Here is a 21,324-nt window from a genome sequence, read left to right on the forward strand (position 1 = left end):
AGAGAGGGTCAGCAGGGTAGGAGAGATCCATCGCCCACTCCCCCGAACACACCCCGCCGCAAGTTCATCTTCTCCTCGAACTCCAGACAAGCAAACACCCATAACTTCAACCAGTTAATGTGAGTTTTGCTATGTCTACCAATATTTCTGATACCGCCAAATCCAGCCGCCGCGAGCAGCGATCCAGCGCCCAGACCTTTATCGACAACCTTAAGGGGATGGCTCACCCCAATTCCCGCCGCATCTTTATTGAAGGCTCCCGCCCTGACATCCGGGTGCCCCTGCGGGAGATCCAGCTGGCCGACACCTTCGTCGGCGGCACCAAAGAGGATCCCCGGTTCGAGCCCAACGAGCCGGTGCCGGTTTACGACACCTCGGGCCTCTATGGGGAAGAGGCTGCCCCCATCGACGTGCGCCGCGGTCTGCCGCGCCTGCGTGAAAACTGGGTGCTGGAGCGCGCTGACACCGAGGCGCTGGAGGGCCTAAGCTCCGTCTTCACCCAAGAGCGCCTGGCCGACGAGGGGCTGGATCACCTGCGCTTCGAGCATTTGCCCAGCGCTCGGCGCGCCAAGCCGGGTCGCCGGGTGACCCAGCTGCACTATGCCCGCGCCGGCATCGTCACCCCCGAGATGGAATTTATCGCCCTGCGCGAGAACATGGGCCGCGAGCGGGTGCGCTCCGAGCTGTTGCGCACCCAGCATCCGGGCAAGGGCTTTGGCGCTAGGTTGCCCGAAAACATCACCCCCGAGTTCGTGCGCGATGAAGTGGCTGCCGGCCGCGCCATCATCCCCTGCAACATCAACCACCCGGAAGCCGAGCCCATGATCATCGGCCGCAACTTCCTGGTGAAGATCAACGCCAACATCGGCAACTCGGCGGTCACTTCCAGCATCGAAGAGGAAGTGGAGAAGCTGGTGTGGTCCACCCGCTGGGGCGCCGACACAGTGATGGATCTCTCCACCGGCCGCTACATCCACGAGACCCGCGAGTGGATCCTGCGCAACAGTCCGGTGCCCATCGGGACAGTGCCCATCTACCAGGCGCTGGAGAAGACGGGCGGCATCGCCGAGGATCTCACCTGGGAGCTGTTCCGCGACACCCTGCTCGAACAGGCCGAGCAGGGGGTGGACTACTTCACCATCCACGCAGGCGTCTTGCTGCGCTTCGTGCCCATGACAGCCAAGCGCCTCACCGGCATCGTCTCCCGCGGTGGCAGCATCATGGCCAAGTGGTGCCTCTCCCACCACAAGGAGAACTTCCTCTACGAACACTTCCGCGAGATCTGCGAGATCTGCGCCGCCTACGACGTCAGTCTCTCCCTGGGTGACGGCCTGCGCCCGGGCTCCGTCTACGACGCCAACGACGAGGCCCAGTTTGCCGAGCTGCGCACCCTGGGCGAGCTCACCAAAATTGCCTGGGAGTACGACGTGCAGGTGATGATCGAAGGCCCCGGCCACGTGCCTATGCACATGATCGAGCGCAACATGACCGAGCAGCTGGAGCACTGCCACGAGGCGCCCTTCTACACCCTGGGCCCGCTCACCACCGACATCGCACCGGGTTACGATCACTTCACCTCCGGCATCGGTGCGGCGCTCATCGGCTGGTACGGCTGCGCCATGCTCTGCTACGTGACCCCCAAGGAGCACCTGGGCCTGCCCAACAAGGAAGACGTGAAGCAGGGGCTCATCACCTACAAGATCGCCGCCCACGCCGCGGACCTTGCCAAGGGCCACCCGGGCGCCCAGATCCGTGACAACGCCATGTCCAAGGCGCGCTTCGAGTTCCGCTGGGAGGATCAGTTCAATCTGGCGCTGGATCCCGACACCGCCCGCGCCTACCACGACGAGACCCTGCCCCAGGAGTCCGGCAAGGTGGCACACTTCTGCTCCATGTGTGGGCCCAAGTTCTGCTCCATGAAGATCACCCAGGACGTGCGCGACTATGCCGCCAAGCTGGAAGCCGTAGAGATCAAGCTGGTGGGCATGGACGGCCAGCAGGAGCGGGTGGTGGCCGAGGTGGAGAACGGCATGGCGCGGATGGCGGAGACCTTCAAGGAGACCGGCGGCGAGATCTACCACCAAGCGGCGACCCTGAAGCAGGCCGCAGGGGAGGAGGCGTGAACAGGGAGCGCGGGGCTTTTAGCCCCGCCGACCTGACAGCGGTGACGGCGGTTCCGCGCCCCGTGGTCTGGACCATAGCGGGTTCCGACTCCGGCGGCGGGGCCGGCATTCAGGCCGACCTGCACACCATGCACGATCTGGGCGTGCACAGCTGTTCGGTCATCTCCGCCATCACGGCCCAGAACTCGGTGGCGGTGAAGATGGTCGACCCCGTGCTGATGCAGACCTTCACCGCCCAGATCGACGCCCTTAGCGTCGATCTGCCGCCCGCCGCCATCAAGGTAGGCCTGTTGCCGACCCGGCTCCATGTGGAGGTGCTGGCCCGCAGGTTGTCGACCGTCGATGCTCCCTTCGTGGTCTACGACCCGGTGGCTATCGCCAGCACTGGCACCCCCATGGCAGAGCCCGGCATGCTGGCGGCGGTGCGCGAGCACCTGCTGCCGCGCCTCTCCTTGATTACCCCCAACGGCCCCGAGCTGGAAGCCCTGACCGGTCTGCCAGCCACCAGTCCTGAGCTGGTGCGCCTCGCAGCACGGCGACTGCGCGAACTCGGCGCCCGCGCCGTGCTGGTCAAGGGGGGCCACCTTGAGTGGAGCGGGGATCTCTGCCTCGACTACTACCAGGATGAGACCCGCGAATTCTGGCTGGCAGCGCCGCGCCTCGATACCCGCCACGGCCACGGCACCGGCTGCTGCTACGCCAGCGCCATCGCCGCCGTGGTGGCGCAGGACTACCCGGTGGAAGACGCCATCACCCTGGCGCGCGCCTACCTGCAACAAGGCTTGGCGGCGGCGCAGGGGGTGGGGGCAGGCCCCGGCCCCATCGCCCACCTGGGTTGGCCAGCCGATCTTGCCCACTTCCCCCGCGCAGTGCTGGCGGGGTCAGCCCTGGATCGCCGCTTCGGCCTGTATGAGACAAGCAGTGCCCGCCTGCCGCAGGGCCCCTTCGCGCCGACCGAACACAACCTCGGCCTCTATCCGGTGGTGGATTCGGTCAAGTGGCTCAAACGCCTGCTGGGGGCCGGGGTCAAGACGATCCAGCTGCGCATCAAGAACCTGCCCGTCGCCCAGGTGGCGCCGGCCATTGCTGAGGCGGTCGCGCTCGGTCGCCGTCATGGGGCGCGGCTCTTTATCAACGACTACTGGCAGCAGGCCATCGAGGCGGGCGCTTGGGGCGTGCATCTGGGGCAGGAGGACATGGAGACCGCCGATCTCGCCGCCATTCAGGCGGCGGGGCTGCGCCTTGGCATCTCCACCCACGGCTACTTCGAGCTGATGCGCGCCCGCGAGCTGGCCCCCTCCTATATCGCGCTGGGCCATATCTTCCCGACCAACACCAAGGCGATGCCTTCGCGCCCCCAGGGGCTGGCGCGGCTGCACCACTACCGTGCCCTGATGGCGGAGTGGCCGACGGTGGCCATCGGCGGCATCAGCGAGGAGCGGGTCGCGGCGGTAAAAGAGAGTGGGGTCGGCAGCATCGCCCTGGTCTCGGCCATCACGGCGAGTGACGACTGGCAGGGGGCGACCGAACGGCTGCTCGCCGCCGTGGGGGCGGGGGATGAGCCACGCTCGGCCAGCGTGATGCGGGAGGTGGACCATGCGCTCTGATGCCGCGTCTCTCAGTGACGAAGAGTATTTGCGCTACGGCCGTCAGCTGATGCTGGGGGAAGTGGGTGAAGAAGGGCAGGTGCGGCTGAAAGGCAAATCTGTGTTGATCGTGGGCCTCGGCGGGCTCGGCTCGCCGCTCGCCCTCTATCTGGCCGGGGCTGGTGTGGGCACCTTGTGGCTTGCCGATGGCGATACCGTGGACTCCAGCAACCTGCCGCGCCAGATCCTGTTCGATGTCGATGCGGTCAACCACTCCAAGGCGGAGCTGGCCCGCGAACGCTTGGCCGCCCACAACCCCCTGGTGGAGCTGATCGCCATCAATCAGCGGCTCGATGCCGCCAGCCTGCCCGGGTTTGTGGAAGAGGTGGATCTGGTTGTCGACTGCTGCGACAACCTGGCCACCCGCCAGGCCATCAACGCCACCTGCGTGGCCCAGGGCAAACCCTGGATCTCCGCCGCCGCTGTGGGCTGGCAGGGACAATTGATGGCGCGAAGCCATGCAGATCACGCCTGTTACGCCTGCCTCTATCCGCAGGATACCAAGGTGAGCCAGAGCTGCGAGACCAGTGGCGTTACCGGCCCTTTGGTCGGGGTGATGGGCACCTTGCAGGCGCTGGAGGCACTGAAACTGCTGCTCGGTCTGCCGAGCCCGGTCGCCGGTACATTGCGCCGTTTCGACGCGCTGGCCCATCAGTGGCAGACCCTCACCCTGGCCCCCGATCCCGATTGCCCGGTTTGCGGGCAGCACAAGGAAATCACCCCATGACCTTGACCATTCGACTCAACGATAAAGCCCAGCCGCTGGCGGCAGGGCAGAGCGTGGCCGACCTGCTTGCGGCGCAAGGGGTCAATCCCCAGGGGGTGGCGGTGGCCCTTAACGGCGCCGTGCTGCCCCGTGGCCGCTGGGCCGAGACCCGTCTCAATGACGGGGATGAACTCCACCTCTTTACTGCCATTGCGGGAGGCTGACATGCTCAAGATTGCCGATCACACCTTCTCATCGCGCCTCTTTACCGGCACCGGCAAGTTTGCCCGCCCGGAACTGATGGCCGCCGCCATCGAGGCGAGCGGCTCCCAGCTCGTCACCATGGCCATCAAGCGCCTCGAACCCGGCAAGGCCCACGACGATATCCTCAGCCCCTTGCTGCAACTCGGGGTCAAGCTGTTGCCCAACACCTCCGGCGCCAAGACCGCCGCCGAGGCGGTGTTTGCCGCCCACCTGGCCCGCGAGGCGCTGGAGACGCACTGGCTCAAACTCGAGATCCACCCCGATCCGCGCTATCTGCTGCCCGATCCCATCGAGACGCTGAAAGCCGCCGAGCAGTTGGTCAAAGAGGGCTTTGTGGTGCTGCCCTACTGCGGCGCCGACCCCGTGCTGTGCAAACGGCTGGAAGAGGTGGGCTGCGCCGCCGTGATGCCGCTCGGTGCGCCCATCGGCTCGAACCAGGGTCTGGTGACCCGGGAGTTTCTCTCCATCATCGTCGAGCAGGCCAATGTGCCCGTGGTGGTGGATGCGGGCATCGGTGCGCCTAGCCACGCGGCCGCCGCCTTTGAGCTCGGCGCCGACGCCGTGCTGGTCAATACCGCCATCGCGGTGAGCGGCGACCCGGTCGCCATGGGCCGCGCCTTCGCTTTGGCCTGTGAGGCAGGCCGTAGCGCCTATGAGGCGGGTCTCGGCGCCCGCGCCCTGCAGGCGCAAGCCTCCAGCCCGCTCACCGATTTTCTGGGGGCCCTATGAGCGTGCACTTCGACCCCATCGAGGGCGTGAGTTTTCTCGATAGATGGCAGGCGCTGGAGTGGGACGATGTGGGGATGCAGGTGCGCGCCAAGACCGCCGCGGACGTGGAGCGGGCGCTTGCCAGTTCGCGCCGCAGCCTGGATGACTTTATGGCGCTGCTCTCCCCGGCTGCCGAGGCCTACCTGCCCCGGATGGCGGCCGAGGCCGAGCGCCTGACCCGCCAGCGTTTCGGCAACACCATCGGCTTCTATGTGCCCCTCTATCTGTCGAACCTGTGCGCCAACGACTGCACCTACTGCGGCTTCTCCATGAGCAATCGCCTCAAGCGTAAGACCTTGAATGCAGAAGAGATAGAGCGCGAGTGTCTCGCCATCAAGGCGCGCGGCTTTGACAGCGTGTTGTTGGTGACCGGCGAGCACGAGACCAAGGTGGGGCTCGGCTATTTCCGCGAGGTGATGCCCATCATCCGCCGCCACTTCAGCACGGTGGCGATGGAGGTGCAGCCCCTCTCCCAGGACGAATACGCCGAGCTCAAGACTCTCGGCCTCGACTCCGTCATGGTCTATCAGGAGACCTACCACGCCCCCACCTATGCCCGTCACCACCTGCGCGGCAACAAGCAGGACATCGCATGGCGTCTCGCCACGCCGGATCGGCTCGGCCGTGCCGGCATCGACAAGATAGGGCTGGGGGCGCTGATCGGACTCTCCTCGGACTGGCGTGCCGACAGTTATTTTGTCGCCGAGCACCTCGCCTGGCTTGAGCGCCACCACTGGCAGAGCCGCTATTCGCTCTCCTTCCCGCGCCTGCGCCCCTGCACCGGTGGGCTGGAGCCCTCCGTCATCATGTCGGATCGCCAGCTGGCGCAGCTTATCTGCGCCTGGCGCCTCTTCTCGCCCACCCTGGACCTGTCGCTCTCGACCCGGGAGTCGCCGGCGTTTCGCAACGGCGCGGTGCGCCTCGGCATCACCCAGATGTCGGCCGAGTCGCGCACCCAGCCAGGGGGCTATGCCGAGGGGGATGCCGAGGAGCTGGAGCAGTTTGCCATCCACGACGACCGCCCGGTGGGGGAAGTGGCCGCCGCCGTGCGGCAAGCAGGGTTGCAGCCGGTGTTCAAGGACTGGGAACCCTTCCTGGGCCGATAGGGGCGGCCACGCCCCCCTTTGCTGGTGGCATCCGGGCGTCCAGCCAGACTCCGTGCCTGTGGCGAGCAGGCACGGCTGCGCCGTGCAATCGTAGGGTCGATTAGCCGTCAGGCGTAATCGTCCATTCTGTGTTGGGGTGAGAGTGGGAACGCAAACAATTTTACGCTGTGTTGCCGCTAGGTGAGGTCACGCAGCTTTTCTCCCAATGACTGCATCTCTTCTCGGGATAAACCGATAAGTGTTGGCATTTCCCAATCGTAAAAATTGGCATCTTGCGTTGCATGGAATGCCAAGTTGCTCAGCGCGGACAATTCATGAGTTGTAAACATTCCCGCATATACAGTCTTGATTGCTTCAGCCATGGGGACGGTAATGCCGTCGATTACACTTGTTGTAATGACAAGGTCACCTTTTTCTTCGGCATGTATCAGTGCCTCTGCGAGCGCTTCTCTGATGTCTTTAGTCTTGTCGGACATGGCAACCTCAAATGTGTAATAACGGAAATCCTACTGTAACTATTTTTCAGAATCTTCTGCATTTCAGCCAATTCGATGGTGTTGTGCAAGTCGTGAGGTTGTTGCTTCGAAACGGCGCGGTGCGCCTTGGCATCACCCAGATGTCGGCCGAGTCGCGCACCCAGCCGGGGGGCTATACCGAGGGGGATAAAGAGGAGCTGGAGCAGTTCGCCATCCACGACGACCGCCCGGTGGGGGAAGTGGCCGCCGCCGTGCGGCAGGCGGGGTTGCAGCCGGTGTTCAAGGATTGGGAACCCTTCCTGGGCCGATAGGGGCGGCCACGCCCCCCGTTGCTGGTGGCATCCCGGCGTTCAGCCAGACTCCGTGCCTGTGGCAAGCAGGCACGGCTGCACCGTGCAGTCGTAGGGTCGATTAGCCGTCAGGCGTAATCGTCCGTTCCGAGGTATGCCGTTGGCGGCAGGGGCCGTTGTGTGGTGGCACGGCTTTGCCGTGCAGGACTCGAGGCCGCCGGCCTCGACGGGGTTTCGCCCGCCCTTCGGGCCGGGGCGAGTAACTTTTCTTTGCGTGGCCAAAGAAAAGTCACCAATCGAGCGGCCACCCCCGCCAACCCGACCGCTACGCGGTTTCCCTCGGGTTAGGTGCAAGGTCGGACGGACCGCCGCAGCCGGCACATCCCTGTGCCGGCTGCGTCTGCGCCATCATCCCTGATGGCGCTCCTTACCTTGCACCTTCCCCTCGGCGGATTGGAGGAGGAATCAAGATTGTGCCCACCGTCACGTCAAGGGAACTGTAGGAATAATAAGCGAAGCGTAATGCACTGCGGTAGTAAATGTAGAGGTTAAATATATTATGGCTACAACATGATTAATAACACATGCATCATTTATCTTAATATTTTTCATCATATTTTTTGGCAATTTCCTTGGCTGCCTTTTCTATTCCAGGGTATACAGTGCTCTCGTTTATGTTTAGCTTGTTTAATTGTTTTAATATGACCTCCTTGTTTCTTATATTTATTTTCTGTATAGCAATGTTGCTCAAACCTGTCTCGGGGAGAATGGAGTTATGACCAAATATAAGAAATGAACCTGACTGGGAAGAGATCCTGTCGTTTAAAATTCGTCCTTTAACAAGTAGTATTTTTTCAATGTCATTAGGATTTATTTTGTTTTCGAAATATGACTTCTCATCTTTTATTAGATGAACCAACTGAGAGCAAGGGGGGGATTCATTAAATTCATTTGGTAACATCGCTGTATTCAGAGCATCTTTCATAGGGGTAGAAAGAAGTGCAAGGTTAGATATACAGCTCACTGTGTCAGAGTCAAAGAACTTAATGTTTTCTTTTCCTGTTCTTAATATTATTACTTGTCCATCTATATCACAGCCATCTTTGTCTTTATGTTCTTCAGAACAAGCAAAATACAATGCAACAAGTGGGTTCGATGTAACGTCCAGTAGTCGTGTCGGTAAACCATAATGTTGCATTCTAACTAATTTATCTAGCATGTACTTGTCGGATAGAAATTCAGCAGCTTGTACCGTTAACAACTCTCTTGTCATCTTATCTTCATTCGAGAGGTATCGATAAATTCCATCTCTGTTTTTCCTGAAGAGTGATGGCTCTAACTTATAATTGGAATTAGAGTGACCTCGATAGAACACTTCGGATAAATCATCGTTGTTGTCATCTTCTTGTGTAGAGAAAACGATACTGAGAAATGATTCTACACTATCTACGAAGATTGTATTTGAGGTTTGTACTGGTGGGGGAGGAATAATTTCTAAATTAGACTTGAGTTCTTCTAATCCCAGTTCATTCAAAACATCTGACAGCCCTTTATCTTTAACGGACCAATGGGTTCTGTGTAGCCCAAAAGAACCTGTTCCTAATATTTTCTCATAAGTTTTTGCAGACTCAATGTATACTTTGCCAAAGTCGTTTTCTATTTCGAAGCTGAAAGTGATATCTCGATCTTCAATTTTAAGATTGAAGATCTTTCCCACTCTAACTTTGACGAAGTTTTTAGTTCCCTCTTCACTCAGTTCCGATTCCATTTCAGTCATGAATAAAGCTGGAAGGTTTTCAACGAATGATAATGAATTTTCAGTTATTGGATACAGTCTGTTTGTAATGTCTGTTTGAGTGGACTCTAGAAACCTAGATAAGGGGAAAGATGACGAGCCATGCATATCATAATGCATATTCCATGTTGGTGACTCAACGCTCATAATAAAGTTGAACATAATTTTTTCGCTATCTTTTGAAATGGAATCGTAAAGTTTTCATGTTTGAGTAGTTTTTAAGTCGCTTATCAGGGTACGATCTATGGAGGGCTATATGAATCTTTTTTTGTTAAAAGTGTGAGATGCTACAGAGCACGCATTCTCTTGGCACAACAAGAATATGGTAACTCAACCCTTGCAGAGCCGACGATCAGCTTGTGTGAGGTATTTTCAGGGAGACCGCGGTGATAATTGACCCTGTGCTTTGGATTAATCTGCACAGGATTTAGTTTGATGGTGTAAGAGAATAGATATTCGCATCAAGAGGCTGACCATGTAGGAAGATGCGGTTTCTTGCCCGGCACTCAAAGGTAGCCCCGGCGGCAATGGCAACCGCTTCGCTGGCGCTGTTGCCAACTCCCATCACGATCTCCAGCCGAAATAGTCCCAACTGCTGAAAGCCAAAGTCACGGAGCAGGGCGACCGCCTGTCGGGCGATACCGCATCCTTGGCGGGATTGGCGTACCCAATAGCCGATATTGCCGTAGCGATGATGGGGTGACAGCTGGTTGATTCCGGCGCCACCCAGCAGTTGGCCGGTGGTGGCGCAGAAAATGCCCATATCAAAGGCGCGTCCCGCCGCGCGATCCTGATCGCAGGTGGCAAACCAGGCCAGCGCCTGCTCCCGGTTGAACGAGGGAGTGCACCAGCTCATCCAGCGGCCGACCGTCTCGATGGATTCGTGTGCAGCTCGGACAAACTCGTCGGCATCGCCCGGCTCGAAGGGACGGATCACGATCTGGGCATTGGCAAGGGACGGGAAGGTCATCAGCGCTCCTGTTTTTTCAGAAAGTAACTGATATGCCCCGGCGGCATATCGGGTAACTGGCCAAAGACTTCGTAACCCTGCTGCTGGTAGAAGGGGAGGGCCTGGAAACTGGTGGTTTCCAGATGGTAATTGGTGATGTCCTTACTCTGGGCGTACTGCTCCATGGCGCCGAGCAGGCGGGCCCCTCAGCCAGTTTGGCGGATGGCGTCATCGACCCAAAGCCCCTCGATATGGAGCCAGCCCCATTTTATCTCCCCCAGAATGCCGCCCAGCACCACACCCTATTCATCCTTGATAAAGCTGGCGATCCGCTCGCGCAGATGGGTCCCTGCGTGACCCGTGTTGTATCCCGAGAGGCCAATGCGCAGCGCTTCGATCTCATCGTCCTGAGGCGGCTGTGGTGTGGTTAATTGCATAGTGCTTCCTGCTTGATGGTGGTCGTCTCTATCGGGTTGCCGCTTCCAGCTCGGCGATCTCCCCGCTGCTAATCAGCGCCACGTGCTGGCTGATCCGCTCCACCGGCCAGTCCCACCAGGCGAGGGCGTTGAGGCGCGCTATGGTGTCGTCGTCGAAGCGGTAGCGGATCACCTTGGCGGGGTTGCCGCCGACGACGGCGTAGTCGGGCACGTTAGTGGTGACCACGGCGCGGGCGGCGATGATGGCGCCGTTGCCGACCTTGACCCCCGGCATGATCAGGGCCTCATAGCCAATCCAGACGTCGTTGCCGATGACGGTATCGCCCTTGTAGGGGAGGCTGCCCGGGGCGGGGGCGGCGCGCTCCCAGCCGTTACCGAAGACAAAGAAGGGGTAGGTGGAGAAGCCGGAGGTCTGATGGTTGGCGCCGTTCATGATGAACTTCACCCCGCGGGCGATGGCGCAGAACTTGCCGATGATGAGCTTGTCGCCGATGAAGGGGAAGTGGTAGAGGACGTTGCGCTCGAAACCTGCCGAATCCTCGGGGTCATCGTAGTAGGTGTAGTCACCCACCTCGATATTGGGCCCCTTGATGGTGTTCTTGATAAAGCACACCTGGGGGAAGCTCGCCATGGGGTGCGGGTTGGCGGGGTCGGGTCCGTGCATGGGGTGCTCCTTTCGAATCTGGGCTCGGGTTACCGTAACGGAATCGAGAGGATCGGCGCCACCTTTTTGTGGCATGGCGCAGGCTGCCACTCTGAGAGCCGCCAGATGAGGATATAGAAACAGGCAAAAGTGCTGCCATTGGAGCCCTGTTTGGCGTGGAGCCGGGGGAAAAGGCCCCCGCTGCCGCCGATTCTTTTACTGACTGACCCCAGTTGTTATACTCCCGCCCCTCAATGCTGGCCGGCCGGGGATTGAGCGCCGTCCGGTGCGATGGCGGGCTGGCCGCGCTGGCTTGCCCATTACTCAACGTATTTTTCCTCCCCAGCTCAGCCGTTCAGCCAATTGTGCCGAGCCAGTCGCGCCGTCGGGTGTGACGGTGGCCGCGCATAGGCCGCAGGCGCAAGGCCGGCGGGAGGAGCCAGTTCAGCGAGCCCTTGTCGCAAGACGGGGGCTTGTCATTTGGCGTGGGCCCTGACGCCACCATAACAACACACGCACAGACACAACGCAGGATAGATATGGAAAATCATGTAGTTATCGAATCCAAAGGGCGGTTGGCCGCCCTTCGTGGCTGGCTGGAACCCGTGCTGGTTCTGCTGATCCTGGGGGGACTGTTTGGCTATCTGGGTAGCGAGATGGGCCTTTCCGCCATGGTGAACACCCTGTTCAATACAGCACACCAGCTGCTGCTCAATACCGTGCTCTTTATCATGGGGATCACAGTGCTCTCCGGTGCCCTGAGCCAGCTGTTGAGCGAGTTCGGAGTGATCCGCCTGCTGGAGGTGCTGCTGGCGCCCCTGATGAAGCCGGTGTTTCGCCTGCCGGGTCGCACCGCCCTGGCGGCCCTGATGACCTTCTTCTCCGACAATCCGGCGGTGATCAGCCTCGCCAGGGACAGCCGCTTTCGCAAGGGCTTCACCCCCTGGCAGCTGGTATCGCTGACCAACTTCGGCACCGCCTTCGGCATGGGACTGATCGTGGTGACCTTTATGGCCACCCTGCAGCTGCCGGGCGGCGAATCCACCGCCACGGCGGCGCTGATCGGCCTGCTCGGGGCCCTGGTGGGCTCAGTGGTGTCCACCCGACTGATGCAGCGGATGATCCGCCCGCTGGTTGGCGAGGTGCTGCCCGAGAGCCTGGAGGGAACCCATGGTCCCAAGCCGGGCCTTCGCAAAGAGGCGGCACCTGGCTGGCTGCGGGTGCTCAACTCCCTGCTTGATGGCGGCAAGTCCGGCGTCGAACTCGGGATGGCGGTGATCCCCGGGGTGCTGATCATCAGCACCTTCGTGATGCTGTTGACCTTCGGCCCGGGGGAGAAGGGTTATACCGGCGAGGCCTTCCAGGGGGTGGCGCTGCTGCCTGTGCTGGCGGCCAAGGCGGGCTGGCTGTTTGATCTGCTGTTCGGCTTCCAGCAGCCGGAGCTGGTCGCCTTCCCGGCCACCTCCCTCGGCGCGGTCGGCGCGGCCATGTCGCTGGTCCCCCCCTTTATCGCCAAGGGGTGGATCACCGGCAACGAGGTAGCCGTGTTCACCGCCATGGGGATGTGCTGGAGCGGCTTTTTGAGCACCCACACCGCGATGCTGGATGCCCTCGGCTATCGCCATCTCACCTCCCGCGCCATCGTGGCCCACACCGTCGGCGGCCTGTGCGCCGGGGTGGCGGCACACCAGCTCTATCTGCTGCTGGGATAAGCGGGCAAGGCATAAAAAAGAGGCTCTTCGGAGCCTCTTTGCATTTCTGCCCCCTGTCTGTTTCGTCGGGGGGAAAGGGGCTCAGCCCTGCTCGCCAATCAGGACCTGTTCGATCAGAGCCCCCGGCATCATCTGGCGAATGCCGGCCACCAGCTTCTCCCCGGCCTCATGGAGGGCCTCCAGCGGCATCTCGGGCAGGCTCTCCAGAATGAACCACATCTTGCTGGACTCCACGCTGAGGCGGGTGCGCACCCCCTGCCGCCAGTTCCAGCGCCGGCAGGTGACGCCCTTGTCATCCCGCCAGACCACCTCGCCCGGCTCGGGGGATTCGTGGGCGGTTTCACCCCCCTTGACGGTGTCGAACAGCTCGCTGCCATCGGCCACCACCAGACGGGGGATGCCCTGATAGGCAACCTGGTTCTCCCCGCCGACCGGGATGGCGTACTCGATGCTGATGGCATTGTAGAGATCGACGATGGGGTCGATGCTCGGCAGGCTGCCATCGCGGGCCACCCGCTTTCTCAGCGCCTCGGCGGAGCAGGGGGTGCGCTGCGGCTTGGCACCAAATTTTCTGAACACGTCCGCCCAGGCGCTAAGGTGTGCCTCGGCCCAGGGGGCATCCCCCCGCGCCATGGCGGCAAAGGCGCTGTCCAGCGCACGAGCGCCCACTTCGGGATCGCTGATGGCGGCCGCCTGCACCGTGATGCTGAGGGCTCTGAATCCGGGAGCGATGTGAGTGACTTCGGGGGCAATCAGAGGTGTTATCAACGACATAAGGACTCCGGGACAGGTGTTTGACTTACAGAGAGGCAGGGCCACCGAGAACAAGGGACACAAGATACCAAGATGGGCGGACCCGATCTGCGAGCCATCTTGCGGGAAGCGGGATGATAAGAAAATCGACATCATCTTAATGCCAATAAGATTCCCTAATAAATGCGCCGATAAAAGGGGACTGTCTGCTGCCTCTTATGGTCGCAAGGGGCCAGAGAACAGGAGGCAAACTGTCTTGCCGCAGTCACTTGCCGCTTGGCGCGCAGATGGCAGCTTCTGGCCGCCGGTGGCTTGCGGGGAGGGGGCGCTTCCCACTTTGCGAGTCGATGCGGCTCGGTAAATCAGATGGCGGCTCAAGGCGTTAGCCATGGCCGGCGTTTTTTTCGCCATGTTGGCCCCGCTTATGCACTTCTCTTGGCAACACCACCCAGGGCCATCGCCGCGGAGAGATATCATGATGATCAGTACCCTGCTTCCCATCGCCTCCATTGCCCTCAAGCTCGGCAGTCAGTTGCTGAGCAGCAGTGGCAAGACGCAAGCGGCGCCGCAGGCCGCACAGCCGGAGCGTCTGGCCCCGACGGTCCAGAGCCTGTTCCAGCGCCTCGGTATCAAGGATGCTAACAGCGAGCAAAATCGCCCCGCCATCAACCACTTTATGAGCGATCTGGTGCAGAGCCTGGGGCAGGAGTTTGGTGGCCAGTCCCTGCCGGATGCCATCGACGCAGCCCGCACCCAGCTCGCCAATGGCACCCAGGGCACCCGTCTCGATGCGCTGCGCAGCGAACTCGACACCCTCAAGGGCTCCCTGGGGGCAAGCAGTCTCAACCTCGATCAGCTGCTCGCCGCCTTTAAACAGACCCTGCCCAACGGCAAGGGGGAGGGGGTCGGCAGGCTGCTGAATGCCAGCGCGTGAGCCTGGATAAATAAAACAAAACGGCAACCTGATGGTTGCCGTTTTGGTTTTTGCTCAAAGGGTTATGCGAGAGGCGAGGGCGGGCTTGCCATGTCGCCGGCCAGCTCTGTCAGTCCCTTTGCCTGCAAGGCGTGGACGGCCCCTTGGCGATCCGACTCATCCTTGTTTTGACCCAGCTTGAACTTGCCGACCAGCCGTATTACCTCGATCTCGATGCCAACCACGGCTTGCACCATGGCCTCGAGATAGTCTCGCGGCGCATCCGCCATCTTCCATGGCGCTGGCTCCCCGGCCTCGTGGCGGCGGGTCAGGTTTGCCAGCAGACGGCGTACGAAACGGGCATCGTCGCGTACCCGGATGCGGCCGTGGGCATGCACCACGCTGTAGTTCCAGGTCGGCACCTGTTTATGGTGCGCCTGCTTGCCCGGATACCAGTTGGGGGAGATATAGCCGTCGGCGGCCTTGAAGATCACCAGCACCTCGTCGCCGTCTTTCACCTCCTGCCAGAGCGGGTTGTTGCGGGCCACATGGGCGCGCAGGATGCCGTGCTTCCCCTCTTCACCGTCAAATTCGAAGGGCAGGTGGTTGGCATCGAGCCCCTGTTCGCCATGGGTGATCAGGGCGCCCAGCGGATGGGCCAGGATCAGTTGGTGCAGGGCCTTGGGGTCGGTGGCCGAGAAATGGGGTGGCAGATACATGCAGGTTCCTTCTGGTTGGCGCTGAGATCCATTCAGCCTGGTCAGGGATATATGCCCGCTTTGCCGCCCTCGGGGCAAGCGGAACGAGCTGATAACCCGACATAAAAAAGAGGGCTGACGCCCTCTCCTGATATCCCGGTGGGATTAACCGCGCTTGGCCAGCCAGGCTTCGGCGGCGGTGAGGGCCGCTTCTACTTGCTCGCGGGCGACGCCGCCCTTGGCAACCCGCTTGGCCAGGGTCGTCTCCAGCTCCAGATTGGGGTAGACGTCGAAGTCGATCACCGGGCTGAAGCGCTGGAACTCACCGATGGAGAGCTCCTCCAGCGGCTTGTGCACACTGATGGCGTAGACCACTGTTTCGCCGACGATATGATGCGCCTCGCGAAACGGGATCCCCTTGGCCACCAGGTAGTCCGCGAGCTCCGTGGCGTTGGCGTAGCCGCCCTGGGCCGCCGCCATGGTGCGCTCGCCATTCACTTTCAGGTCGATCAGTACCAGGGCCGCCATGTCGAGGCAGTCGTGCCAGGTATCGAGGGCATCGAACAGCCCCTCCTTGTCTTCCTGCATGTCCTTGTTGTAGGCCAGCGGCAGCGCCTTGAGGCTCATCAGCATGCCCAGCTGGGCGCCCACCACCCGACCCGTCTTGCCACGAATAAGCTCCAGCGCATCCGGGTTCTTCTTCTGCGGCATCAGGGAGGAGCCGGAGGTGACCGCGTCGGAGAGCTCGACAAAGCCCGCCTCGCCGGTGTTGTAGAAGATCAGATCTTCGGCAAAGCGCGACAGATGGGTCATGGAGAGCGACGCCACGTGCATCAGCTCCACCACGTGATCCCGATCCGACACCGAATCCAGGCTGTTGCGGGTGGCACCGGCAAAGCCCATATCCAGCGCCAGCGCCTCGCGGTCGATGGCATAGGCGGTGCCCGCCAGGGCGCCGCAGCCCAGCGGGCTGGTGTCGAGGCGCTTGAGGGCATCCTGCAGGCGGGAGTGATCCCGCTCCAGCATCTCCACATAGGCCAGCGCCCAGTGGGCGTAAGTGACCGGCTGGGCGCGCTGCAAATGGGTGTAACCGGGCAGCACGGCGGCCTGATTGGCCCGGGCGGAGGCCACCAGCCCCTGTTGCAGGGCTGTGATGGAGGCGGCCAGCAGCTCGCCCTGCGCCTTGCACCAGAGCTTGAGGTCGGTGGCGACCTGATCGTTGCGCGAGCGGCCGGTGTGCAGCTTCTTGCCAAGATCGCCGACGGCGGCGATGAGCTTGCCCTCGACCCAGGAGTGGATGTCTTCGGCATCCGAGCTCAGGATCTGCTGGGGATCCTGCTGCACCGAGGCGAGCAGCACTTCCATCGCCTGTTGCAGCTTTGCCTGCTCGCCCTCGGTCAACACGCCCACTTTTACCAGGGCGCGGGCCCAGGCCATGGAGCCCTGGATATCCTGCTCCGCCAGGCGGTAATCGAACCGCAGCGAATCGTTGAACTGCTTGAACCGGCTATCGGCTCCCTGACTGAAGCGTCCACCCCAAAGTGCCATACTGCTCTCCTTGAATGCGTTGTCGGCGGCGCCTGGCCCCCGAGCGTGAAATCGTGCCTTGTTTGTCTGTTCTCTGCTCTGACAGAGGGTTATCTCACAGACGCGGCCAGGGCGCTGCCGCGTTGGTCACATCCCGCCACTTATGGGTGAGGGGGCCATGCCCCCTCACCGGTATCAGCGGGTCACACCGGGTGATCAACCGTGGGTGTGGTCGCCACCGATGGCCAGATGCTGCTCCTTCATGGCGCGGATCCGGCTGGCCAGGGTGTAGAGACGGATAAAGCCGTCGGCATGGCTCTGGTCGTACACCTCGTCGGCGCCGAAGGTGGCGAAGTCTTCGGAGTAGAGGCTGTTGGGCGATTTCTTCTGGGTCGCGGTGACCTGGCCCTTGTACATCTTCAGTACCACTTCCCCGTCGAGATCCTCGGCGATGGCGTTGGCGGAGGCGAGGATCGCCTTGCACAGGGGGGTGAACCAGCGACCGTCATAGACCAGGTGGGAGAACTCGGCACCGAGTTTTTCCCGCCAGGCGCGGGTCGGTCTGTCCAGCACCAGCTCTTCCACGGCGCGCAGCGCGGCGACCATGACGGTACCACCCGGAGTCTCGTAGCAGCCACGGGACTTCATGCCCACCATCCGGTTCTCGGTGATGTCGATGCGGCCCACGCCGTGCTTGCCGGCACGCTCGTTCAGGGTCATCAGGATCTGGTGCGGGCTGAGCGGCTGGTCATCAACGGCCACCACTTCGCCCTTGGCGACGGTCAGCTTGACGTATTCCGGCTGATCCGGGGCCTGCTCGGCAGAGACGGTCCACTGCCACACGGCTTCGGACGGCTCGTTCCAGGTACTCTCCAGCTCGCCACCCTCGGTGGAGATGTGCCAGGCGTTGGCGTCACGGCTGTAGATCTTCTTCAGGGTCGCCTTGCAGGGGATCTGACGGGCTTCCAGATAGGCCAGCAGATCTTCCCGGGAGCGCATGTCCCACAGACGCCAGGGGGCGATCACTTTCAGCTGGGGCGCCAGGGCGGCCACGGCCCCTTCGAAACGCACCTGGTCGTTGCCCTTGCCGGTGCAACCGTGGGAGATGGCGTCGGCACCCTCGGCCAGCGCGGCCTCGACCATGGCCTTGGCGATCACCGGACGGGCCATGGAGGTGCCCAGCAGGTAGGTGCCCTCATAGACGGCGCCGGTCTTCAGGGTCGGGTAGACGTACTCTTTGACGAACTCTTCGCGCAGATCCTTGATGATGCACTTGGTGGCGCCGGAGGCGATGGCCTTCTGCTCGATCCCTTCCAGATCGTCGCGCTCCTGACCCACGTCGGCGACGAAGGCGATGATCTCGGCGTCATAATGCTCCTTGAGCCAGGGAATGATGGCCGAGGTATCCAGTCCGCCCGAGTAAGCCAGTACTATCTTGTTGATTCCGCTCATTTTACTTCTCTCCGTGATGATTCGATAAAGGGTTGTGATTCGGGTTAAGGACCGTTATTTGCCGCACGCCTGGCCGCCCAGCAGGGTCAGCAGTACGGCGTTCTGGATATGCATCCGGTTTTCCGCCTCATCCATGATGAGGGAGGCCGGACCATCCATGACTTGCGAGGTGATCTCCAGCTCCCGGTGTGCCGGCTGGCAGTGCAGCACGTGCTGGATGCCGGTGCGATCGAGCAGGGCCTGGTTGATCTGGTAGGGCATGAAGAGATCGGTGACCTGCTCCATCGGGGTGCTGTCGCCCATCGACACCCAGGTGTCGGTGTAGGCCACGTCGAACCCTTCGATATCCGCCACGTCATCGCTGATGTGGATGGTTGCGCCTGACTGGGCCGCCAGTGCCTGGGCCTGCAGGAATATCTGGGTATCCGGGCCGTGGCCCTTGGGACAGATCAGGGTGACGTCGGTACCGAGCGTCGCCCCCAGCAATAGCAAGGAGTGGCTGACGTTGTTGCCATCGCCGAGATAAGCCAGCTTCACCTTGGACAGATCGTCGTAGTGCTCGGCGATGGTCATGAAGTCCGCCAGCCCCTGGCAGGGGTGGTAGAGGTTGCACAGGCTGTTCACCACCGGCACAGAGCCGTGCTCGGCCAGCTCGACCAGGGTCTGGTGGTCGAACACCCGGGCGACGATGGCGTCACACCAGCGCGACAGGTTGGCGGCAAAATCTTTCACCGACTCGCGCTTGCCGAGCGCACCGTTCTGTTGGTCCAGATAGACGCTGTGGCCGCCCAGCTTGGCGATGCCGATGTCGAAGGTGACCCGGGTGCGCAGGGAGGGCTTCTCGAACAGGGTGACCACGCTCTTGCCCGCCAGTGCCTGGCCGTACTTTTTCGGATCGGCCTTGACCGATTTGCCCAGCGCGATCAGCGCCTCGATTTGCGATTTGTTCAGGTCGCTGTCTTTCAGAAGGTGTTTCATGGCGGTGTCCTTTTTCATTGATCTCAAATCGCAACCTGGGTGCCGACCGCACCGCCCGCCAGCAGCTTGAGCAGCTGATCCGGGTAGCGCCAGCTGGCGACACAGACCGGCTTGCCCAGGGTCTCGGCGGCGTGCAGGGCCGCCTTCACCTTGACCGCCATGCCGTCGGCGATGACGCCCTTCTCCATCAGATCGAGGGCGGTGACCTTGTTCAGCTGGGGCACCAGCTTGCCCTTGCCATCCAGGATGCCGCTCACGTCGGAGAGCATCACCAGATCGGCGCCGAGGGCCTCGGCAATGGCGGTGGCCGCCTGATCCGCGTTGACGTTCATCAGCTGGCCGTCGGCGGTGATGCCGATGGAGCTCACCACCGGCAGGAAGCCCTGACCCAGGATGCCGGCCACCAGCGCCGGGTTGCCCGGCTGGCAGTCACCGACCGCGCCGAGATCCGGATCGAGTTGGGTCACCTGGCACAGACCGCCATCGGCGAGGCAGAGCCCCACCGCCGGGATGCCGGTGGCGATGGCCTTGGCCATCATCATCTTGTTGGCGGTGCCCGCCAGCGCGCCGGCGATAAAGGGGATCTGCTCGAACGGGGTCACCCGCAGGCCGTTCTTCTTGCTGGAGGTGAGCCCCAGCCCCTTGAGCAGGTCGTCCACCAGGCAGCCGCCGCCGTGCACCAGCACCAGGGGTCTGTGCTGCTCGTCCAGAAATGTCTTGAGGGTGGCGAACAGGGCGGTCAGTGCCTCGTCGTTCTCGATCAGGGCGCCGCCCAGCTTGATGACCAGAGTCTGTTTGTCCATCGTTGCGATCCTTCCTTGAGTCTTTAAATCAGGCCCTGGCCTGCGTCGAAACCGAATTTGATATTTATGCACTGCATCGCCTGGGAGGCGGCACCCTTGAGCAGGTTGTCGATGGCAGAGACCACCACCAGCATGTTGCCCTGTTGTTGCCAGGCGATGTCGCAGTAAGGGGTACCCGCCACCCCGCGGATGGAGGGCATCTGGCCGGTGAGGCGCACCAGCGGCTTGCCTTCGTAGGCTTTGAGGTAGGCCTGATCCACCTGGGCCGGAGTCACGCCGTCCGCCAGCTGCACATAGATGGTGGCCAGGATGCCGCGCACATAGTTGCCAAGGTGGGGCTGGAACAGCACCTCCTTGCCGAGGTGGTGGCTGATCTCCGGCTGGTGCCTGTGATTGAAGGTGCCGTAGGGATTGAGGCTCACCTCGCAGAAGCTGGTGTTGATGGCCGCCTTGCGACCGGCCCCGGATACCCCGGAGACCGCATTGATGATGGGCTGCCACCCCTTGGCGATGAGGCTGGCCTGCTGCAGCGGTTTGAGGGCGCACAGGGAGGCGGTCGGATAGCAGCCGGGTACGGCGACAAGCTGGGCGGCCTGGATGGCCTGTGCATTCCACTCCGCCAGACCGTAGGCGGCCTGCTCCAGCCACTGTTCGCTGTCGTGGGTGAAGCCGTAGAAGGAGGCGTAGAAATCCTGATCCTTGACCCGGAAGGCGCCGGAGAGATCGAACACCGGCAGCCCCTTGGCCAGGAACCTGGGCGCCAGCTCGGCACTCACCTCATGGGCGGTGGCCAGCAGCACCAGGTCAGCCTGGGTCAGGATCCGGGTCATGCCATCCTCGTCCAGCGGCAGCAGCGGCTGATCCAGCTTGCCGACCCACTGGGGATGCAGGGAGGAGAAACGCTTGTGGGCGTCCTGGCTGCCGGCCGAGACATAGAGCCCGAACAGCTTGAGTTGTGGATGGTTCTGGACCAGTGCGGCCAGTTCGGCTCCCGCGTAGCCACTGGCACCGACGATAACGGTGTTAAGCATTGTTGAGTATTCCAAGTCAGAGTTCGAATTTCACAGCGTGGTGCTGCGAGGCAAGGGGTGGTCAATCGCCCCTTTGGTGCAACTGGTGCGGAGGGGCAATTCAGGCGGGGTTGTGTCGTCGGTTATAGATCAGGTGACAGAACATTAACTTTCCCTTACAACTAGTAGCCTTTGTCAGTGGGCTGCGTATCCTGTTAAACTTGCAGCATATTCATGCATTCACATTGCATTTGTATTTTCTATCAGAAACGTTT

At 61.6% G+C, this 21,324-nt stretch carries 19 protein-coding genes and 2 pseudogenes; 9 read left to right on the forward strand and 12 right to left on the reverse strand.

The genetic code is table 11. The annotated features are described in order from the left end of the window. Positions 1 to 131 precede the first annotated feature (131 nt). The 6 genes from thiC to thiH (I6L37_RS06750) are packed head-to-tail and all read left to right on the forward strand — an operon-like array spanning position 132 to position 6,613. On the forward strand, positions 132 to 2,123 hold the full coding sequence (gene thiC, locus I6L37_RS06725) for a phosphomethylpyrimidine synthase ThiC (protein ID WP_302056963.1): 1,992 nt from the start codon (positions 132 to 134) through the stop codon (positions 2,121 to 2,123). Further along, positions 2,120 to 3,730, forward strand: coding sequence for a thiamine phosphate synthase (gene thiE / locus I6L37_RS06730; protein ID WP_216993584.1), 1,611 nt, complete (start codon positions 2,120 to 2,122; stop codon positions 3,728 to 3,730). The genes thiC and thiE overlap by 4 nt, the downstream gene beginning before the upstream one ends. After that, positions 3,720 to 4,496 (forward strand): HesA/MoeB/ThiF family protein, encoded by a 777-nt coding sequence (locus I6L37_RS06735; protein WP_216993585.1) that lies wholly within the window; start codon positions 3,720 to 3,722, stop codon positions 4,494 to 4,496. Before thiE ends, I6L37_RS06735 begins: the two co-directional genes overlap by 11 nt. Further along, entirely contained in the window at positions 4,493 to 4,699 is a 207-nt protein-coding gene (gene thiS, locus I6L37_RS06740; RefSeq protein WP_064337452.1) for a sulfur carrier protein ThiS, read from the forward strand. The genes I6L37_RS06735 and thiS overlap by 4 nt, the downstream gene beginning before the upstream one ends. Position 4,700: 1 nt before the next feature. Beyond that, complete coding sequence (locus I6L37_RS06745) at positions 4,701 to 5,468, forward strand: thiazole synthase (protein WP_216993586.1); 768 nt, start codon at positions 4,701 to 4,703, stop codon at positions 5,466 to 5,468. Next, positions 5,465 to 6,613 (forward strand): 2-iminoacetate synthase ThiH, encoded by a 1,149-nt coding sequence (gene thiH, locus I6L37_RS06750; protein WP_216993587.1) that lies wholly within the window; start codon positions 5,465 to 5,467, stop codon positions 6,611 to 6,613. Before I6L37_RS06745 ends, thiH (I6L37_RS06750) begins: the two co-directional genes overlap by 4 nt. A 176-nt stretch (positions 6,614 to 6,789) precedes the next feature. Here the strand turns inward: thiH (I6L37_RS06750) and I6L37_RS06755 are convergent, their stop codons facing one another. Then, positions 6,790 to 7,089 carry a hypothetical protein gene (locus I6L37_RS06755; protein ID WP_026457977.1) on the reverse strand — a complete coding sequence of 100 codons (300 nt, stop codon included), beginning with the start codon at positions 7,087 to 7,089 and terminating at the stop codon, positions 6,790 to 6,792. 107 nt (positions 7,090 to 7,196) lie between these two features. On the opposite strand from I6L37_RS06755, the pseudogene thiH (I6L37_RS06760) reads away from it, so the two are divergent. Next, positions 7,197 to 7,400 (forward strand): annotated as a pseudogene (gene thiH, locus I6L37_RS06760) (2-iminoacetate synthase ThiH); the annotation flags it as partial. A gap of 577 nt (positions 7,401 to 7,977) precedes the next feature. Here the strand turns inward: thiH (I6L37_RS06760) and I6L37_RS06765 are convergent. The 4 genes and pseudogenes from I6L37_RS06765 to I6L37_RS06780 form a co-directional block, all read right to left on the reverse strand. Further along, entirely contained in the window at positions 7,978 to 9,336 is a 1,359-nt protein-coding gene (locus tag I6L37_RS06765; protein WP_106844165.1) for an FRG domain-containing protein, read from the reverse strand. Positions 9,337 to 9,601: 265 nt separating this feature from the next. After that, entirely contained in the window at positions 9,602 to 10,144 is a 543-nt protein-coding gene (locus tag I6L37_RS06770; protein WP_216993588.1) for a GNAT family N-acetyltransferase, read from the reverse strand. Next, a pseudogene (locus I6L37_RS06775) lies at positions 10,144 to 10,560 on the reverse strand (GNAT family N-acetyltransferase). Before I6L37_RS06775 ends, I6L37_RS06770 begins: the two are co-directional and overlap by 1 nt. Before the next feature lie 28 nt (positions 10,561 to 10,588). Continuing rightward, entirely contained in the window at positions 10,589 to 11,224 is a 636-nt protein-coding gene (locus I6L37_RS06780) for a Vat family streptogramin A O-acetyltransferase (RefSeq protein WP_216993589.1), read from the reverse strand. Between the two features lie 518 nt (positions 11,225 to 11,742). Here I6L37_RS06780 and I6L37_RS06785 point away from each other — a divergent pair. Next, positions 11,743 to 12,915, forward strand: coding sequence for a nucleoside recognition domain-containing protein (locus tag I6L37_RS06785; RefSeq protein ID WP_216993590.1), 1,173 nt, complete (start codon positions 11,743 to 11,745; stop codon positions 12,913 to 12,915). A gap of 81 nt (positions 12,916 to 12,996) precedes the next feature. On the opposite strand, the gene I6L37_RS06790 is transcribed toward I6L37_RS06785, so the two are convergent. After that, complete coding sequence (locus tag I6L37_RS06790) at positions 12,997 to 13,689, reverse strand: B3/4 domain-containing protein (protein WP_216993591.1); 693 nt, start codon at positions 13,687 to 13,689, stop codon at positions 12,997 to 12,999. A gap of 457 nt (positions 13,690 to 14,146) precedes the next feature. Here I6L37_RS06790 and I6L37_RS06795 point away from each other — a divergent pair, with 457 nt between their 5' ends. Further along, positions 14,147 to 14,602 carry a hypothetical protein gene (locus tag I6L37_RS06795; protein ID WP_216994130.1) on the forward strand — a complete coding sequence of 152 codons (456 nt, stop codon included), beginning with the start codon at positions 14,147 to 14,149 and terminating at the stop codon, positions 14,600 to 14,602. 62 nt (positions 14,603 to 14,664) lie between these two features. On the opposite strand, the gene I6L37_RS06800 is transcribed toward I6L37_RS06795, so the two are convergent. From I6L37_RS06800 to argC, 6 genes are all read right to left on the reverse strand, one after another. Continuing rightward, the gene (locus I6L37_RS06800; protein WP_216993592.1) at positions 14,665 to 15,300 is read right to left on the reverse strand and encodes an FMN-binding negative transcriptional regulator; all 636 of its coding nucleotides are present in this window, start codon (positions 15,298 to 15,300) and stop codon (positions 14,665 to 14,667) included. 144 nt (positions 15,301 to 15,444) lie between these two features. After that, entirely contained in the window at positions 15,445 to 16,827 is a 1,383-nt protein-coding gene (argH, locus tag I6L37_RS06805; RefSeq protein WP_216993593.1) for an argininosuccinate lyase, read from the reverse strand. 195 nt (positions 16,828 to 17,022) lie between these two features. After that, the gene (locus I6L37_RS06810) at positions 17,023 to 18,258 is read right to left on the reverse strand and encodes an argininosuccinate synthase (protein ID WP_216993594.1); all 1,236 of its coding nucleotides are present in this window, start codon (positions 18,256 to 18,258) and stop codon (positions 17,023 to 17,025) included. Positions 18,259 to 18,312: 54 nt separating this feature from the next. Next, positions 18,313 to 19,236, reverse strand: coding sequence for an ornithine carbamoyltransferase (locus I6L37_RS06815; protein ID WP_201941532.1), 924 nt, complete (start codon positions 19,234 to 19,236; stop codon positions 18,313 to 18,315). 23 nt (positions 19,237 to 19,259) lie between these two features. Then, complete coding sequence (gene argB, locus I6L37_RS06820; protein WP_216993595.1) at positions 19,260 to 20,039, reverse strand: acetylglutamate kinase; 780 nt, start codon at positions 20,037 to 20,039, stop codon at positions 19,260 to 19,262. Between the two features lie 23 nt (positions 20,040 to 20,062). Further along, positions 20,063 to 21,070 (reverse strand): N-acetyl-gamma-glutamyl-phosphate reductase, encoded by a 1,008-nt coding sequence (gene argC, locus I6L37_RS06825; RefSeq protein WP_216993596.1) that lies wholly within the window; start codon positions 21,068 to 21,070, stop codon positions 20,063 to 20,065. Positions 21,071 to 21,324: the final 254 nt, after the last annotated feature.

The organism is Aeromonas sp. FDAARGOS 1407 (assembly GCF_019048725.1).
Taxonomy (GTDB): Bacteria; Pseudomonadota; Gammaproteobacteria; order Enterobacterales; family Aeromonadaceae; genus Aeromonas; species Aeromonas enteropelogenes.

Bases quoted from the DNA above. Each gene is read 5' to 3' on its own strand.
- thiC (WP_302056963.1), top strand. From the start codon at position 132: ATGTCTACCAATATTTCTGATACCGCCAAATCCAGCCGCCGCGAGCAG.
- I6L37_RS06735 (WP_216993585.1), top strand. From the start codon at position 3,720: ATGCGCTCTGATGCCGCGTCTCTCAGTGACGAAGAGTATTTGCGCTAC.
- thiS (WP_064337452.1), top strand. From the start codon at position 4,493: ATGACCTTGACCATTCGACTCAACGATAAAGCCCAGCCGCTGGCGGCA.
- I6L37_RS06745 (WP_216993586.1), top strand. From the start codon at position 4,701: ATGCTCAAGATTGCCGATCACACCTTCTCATCGCGCCTCTTTACCGGC.
- thiH (WP_216993587.1), top strand. From the start codon at position 5,465: ATGAGCGTGCACTTCGACCCCATCGAGGGCGTGAGTTTTCTCGATAGA.
- I6L37_RS06755 (WP_026457977.1), bottom strand. From the start codon at position 7,089: ATGTCCGACAAGACTAAAGACATCAGAGAAGCGCTCGCAGAGGCACTG.
- I6L37_RS06765 (WP_106844165.1), bottom strand. From the start codon at position 9,336: ATGTTCAACTTTATTATGAGCGTTGAGTCACCAACATGGAATATGCAT.
- I6L37_RS06770 (WP_216993588.1), bottom strand. From the start codon at position 10,144: ATGACCTTCCCGTCCCTTGCCAATGCCCAGATCGTGATCCGTCCCTTC.
- I6L37_RS06780 (WP_216993589.1), bottom strand. From the start codon at position 11,224: ATGCACGGACCCGACCCCGCCAACCCGCACCCCATGGCGAGCTTCCCC.
- I6L37_RS06785 (WP_216993590.1), top strand. From the start codon at position 11,743: ATGGAAAATCATGTAGTTATCGAATCCAAAGGGCGGTTGGCCGCCCTT.
- I6L37_RS06790 (WP_216993591.1), bottom strand. From the start codon at position 13,689: ATGTCGTTGATAACACCTCTGATTGCCCCCGAAGTCACTCACATCGCT.
- I6L37_RS06795 (WP_216994130.1), top strand. From the start codon at position 14,147: ATGATCAGTACCCTGCTTCCCATCGCCTCCATTGCCCTCAAGCTCGGC.
- I6L37_RS06800 (WP_216993592.1), bottom strand. From the start codon at position 15,300: ATGTATCTGCCACCCCATTTCTCGGCCACCGACCCCAAGGCCCTGCAC.
- argH (WP_216993593.1), bottom strand. From the start codon at position 16,827: ATGGCACTTTGGGGTGGACGCTTCAGTCAGGGAGCCGATAGCCGGTTC.
- I6L37_RS06810 (WP_216993594.1), bottom strand. From the start codon at position 18,258: ATGAGCGGAATCAACAAGATAGTACTGGCTTACTCGGGCGGACTGGAT.
- I6L37_RS06815 (WP_201941532.1), bottom strand. From the start codon at position 19,236: ATGAAACACCTTCTGAAAGACAGCGACCTGAACAAATCGCAAATCGAG.
- argB (WP_216993595.1), bottom strand. From the start codon at position 20,039: ATGGACAAACAGACTCTGGTCATCAAGCTGGGCGGCGCCCTGATCGAG.
- argC (WP_216993596.1), bottom strand. From the start codon at position 21,070: ATGCTTAACACCGTTATCGTCGGTGCCAGTGGCTACGCGGGAGCCGAA.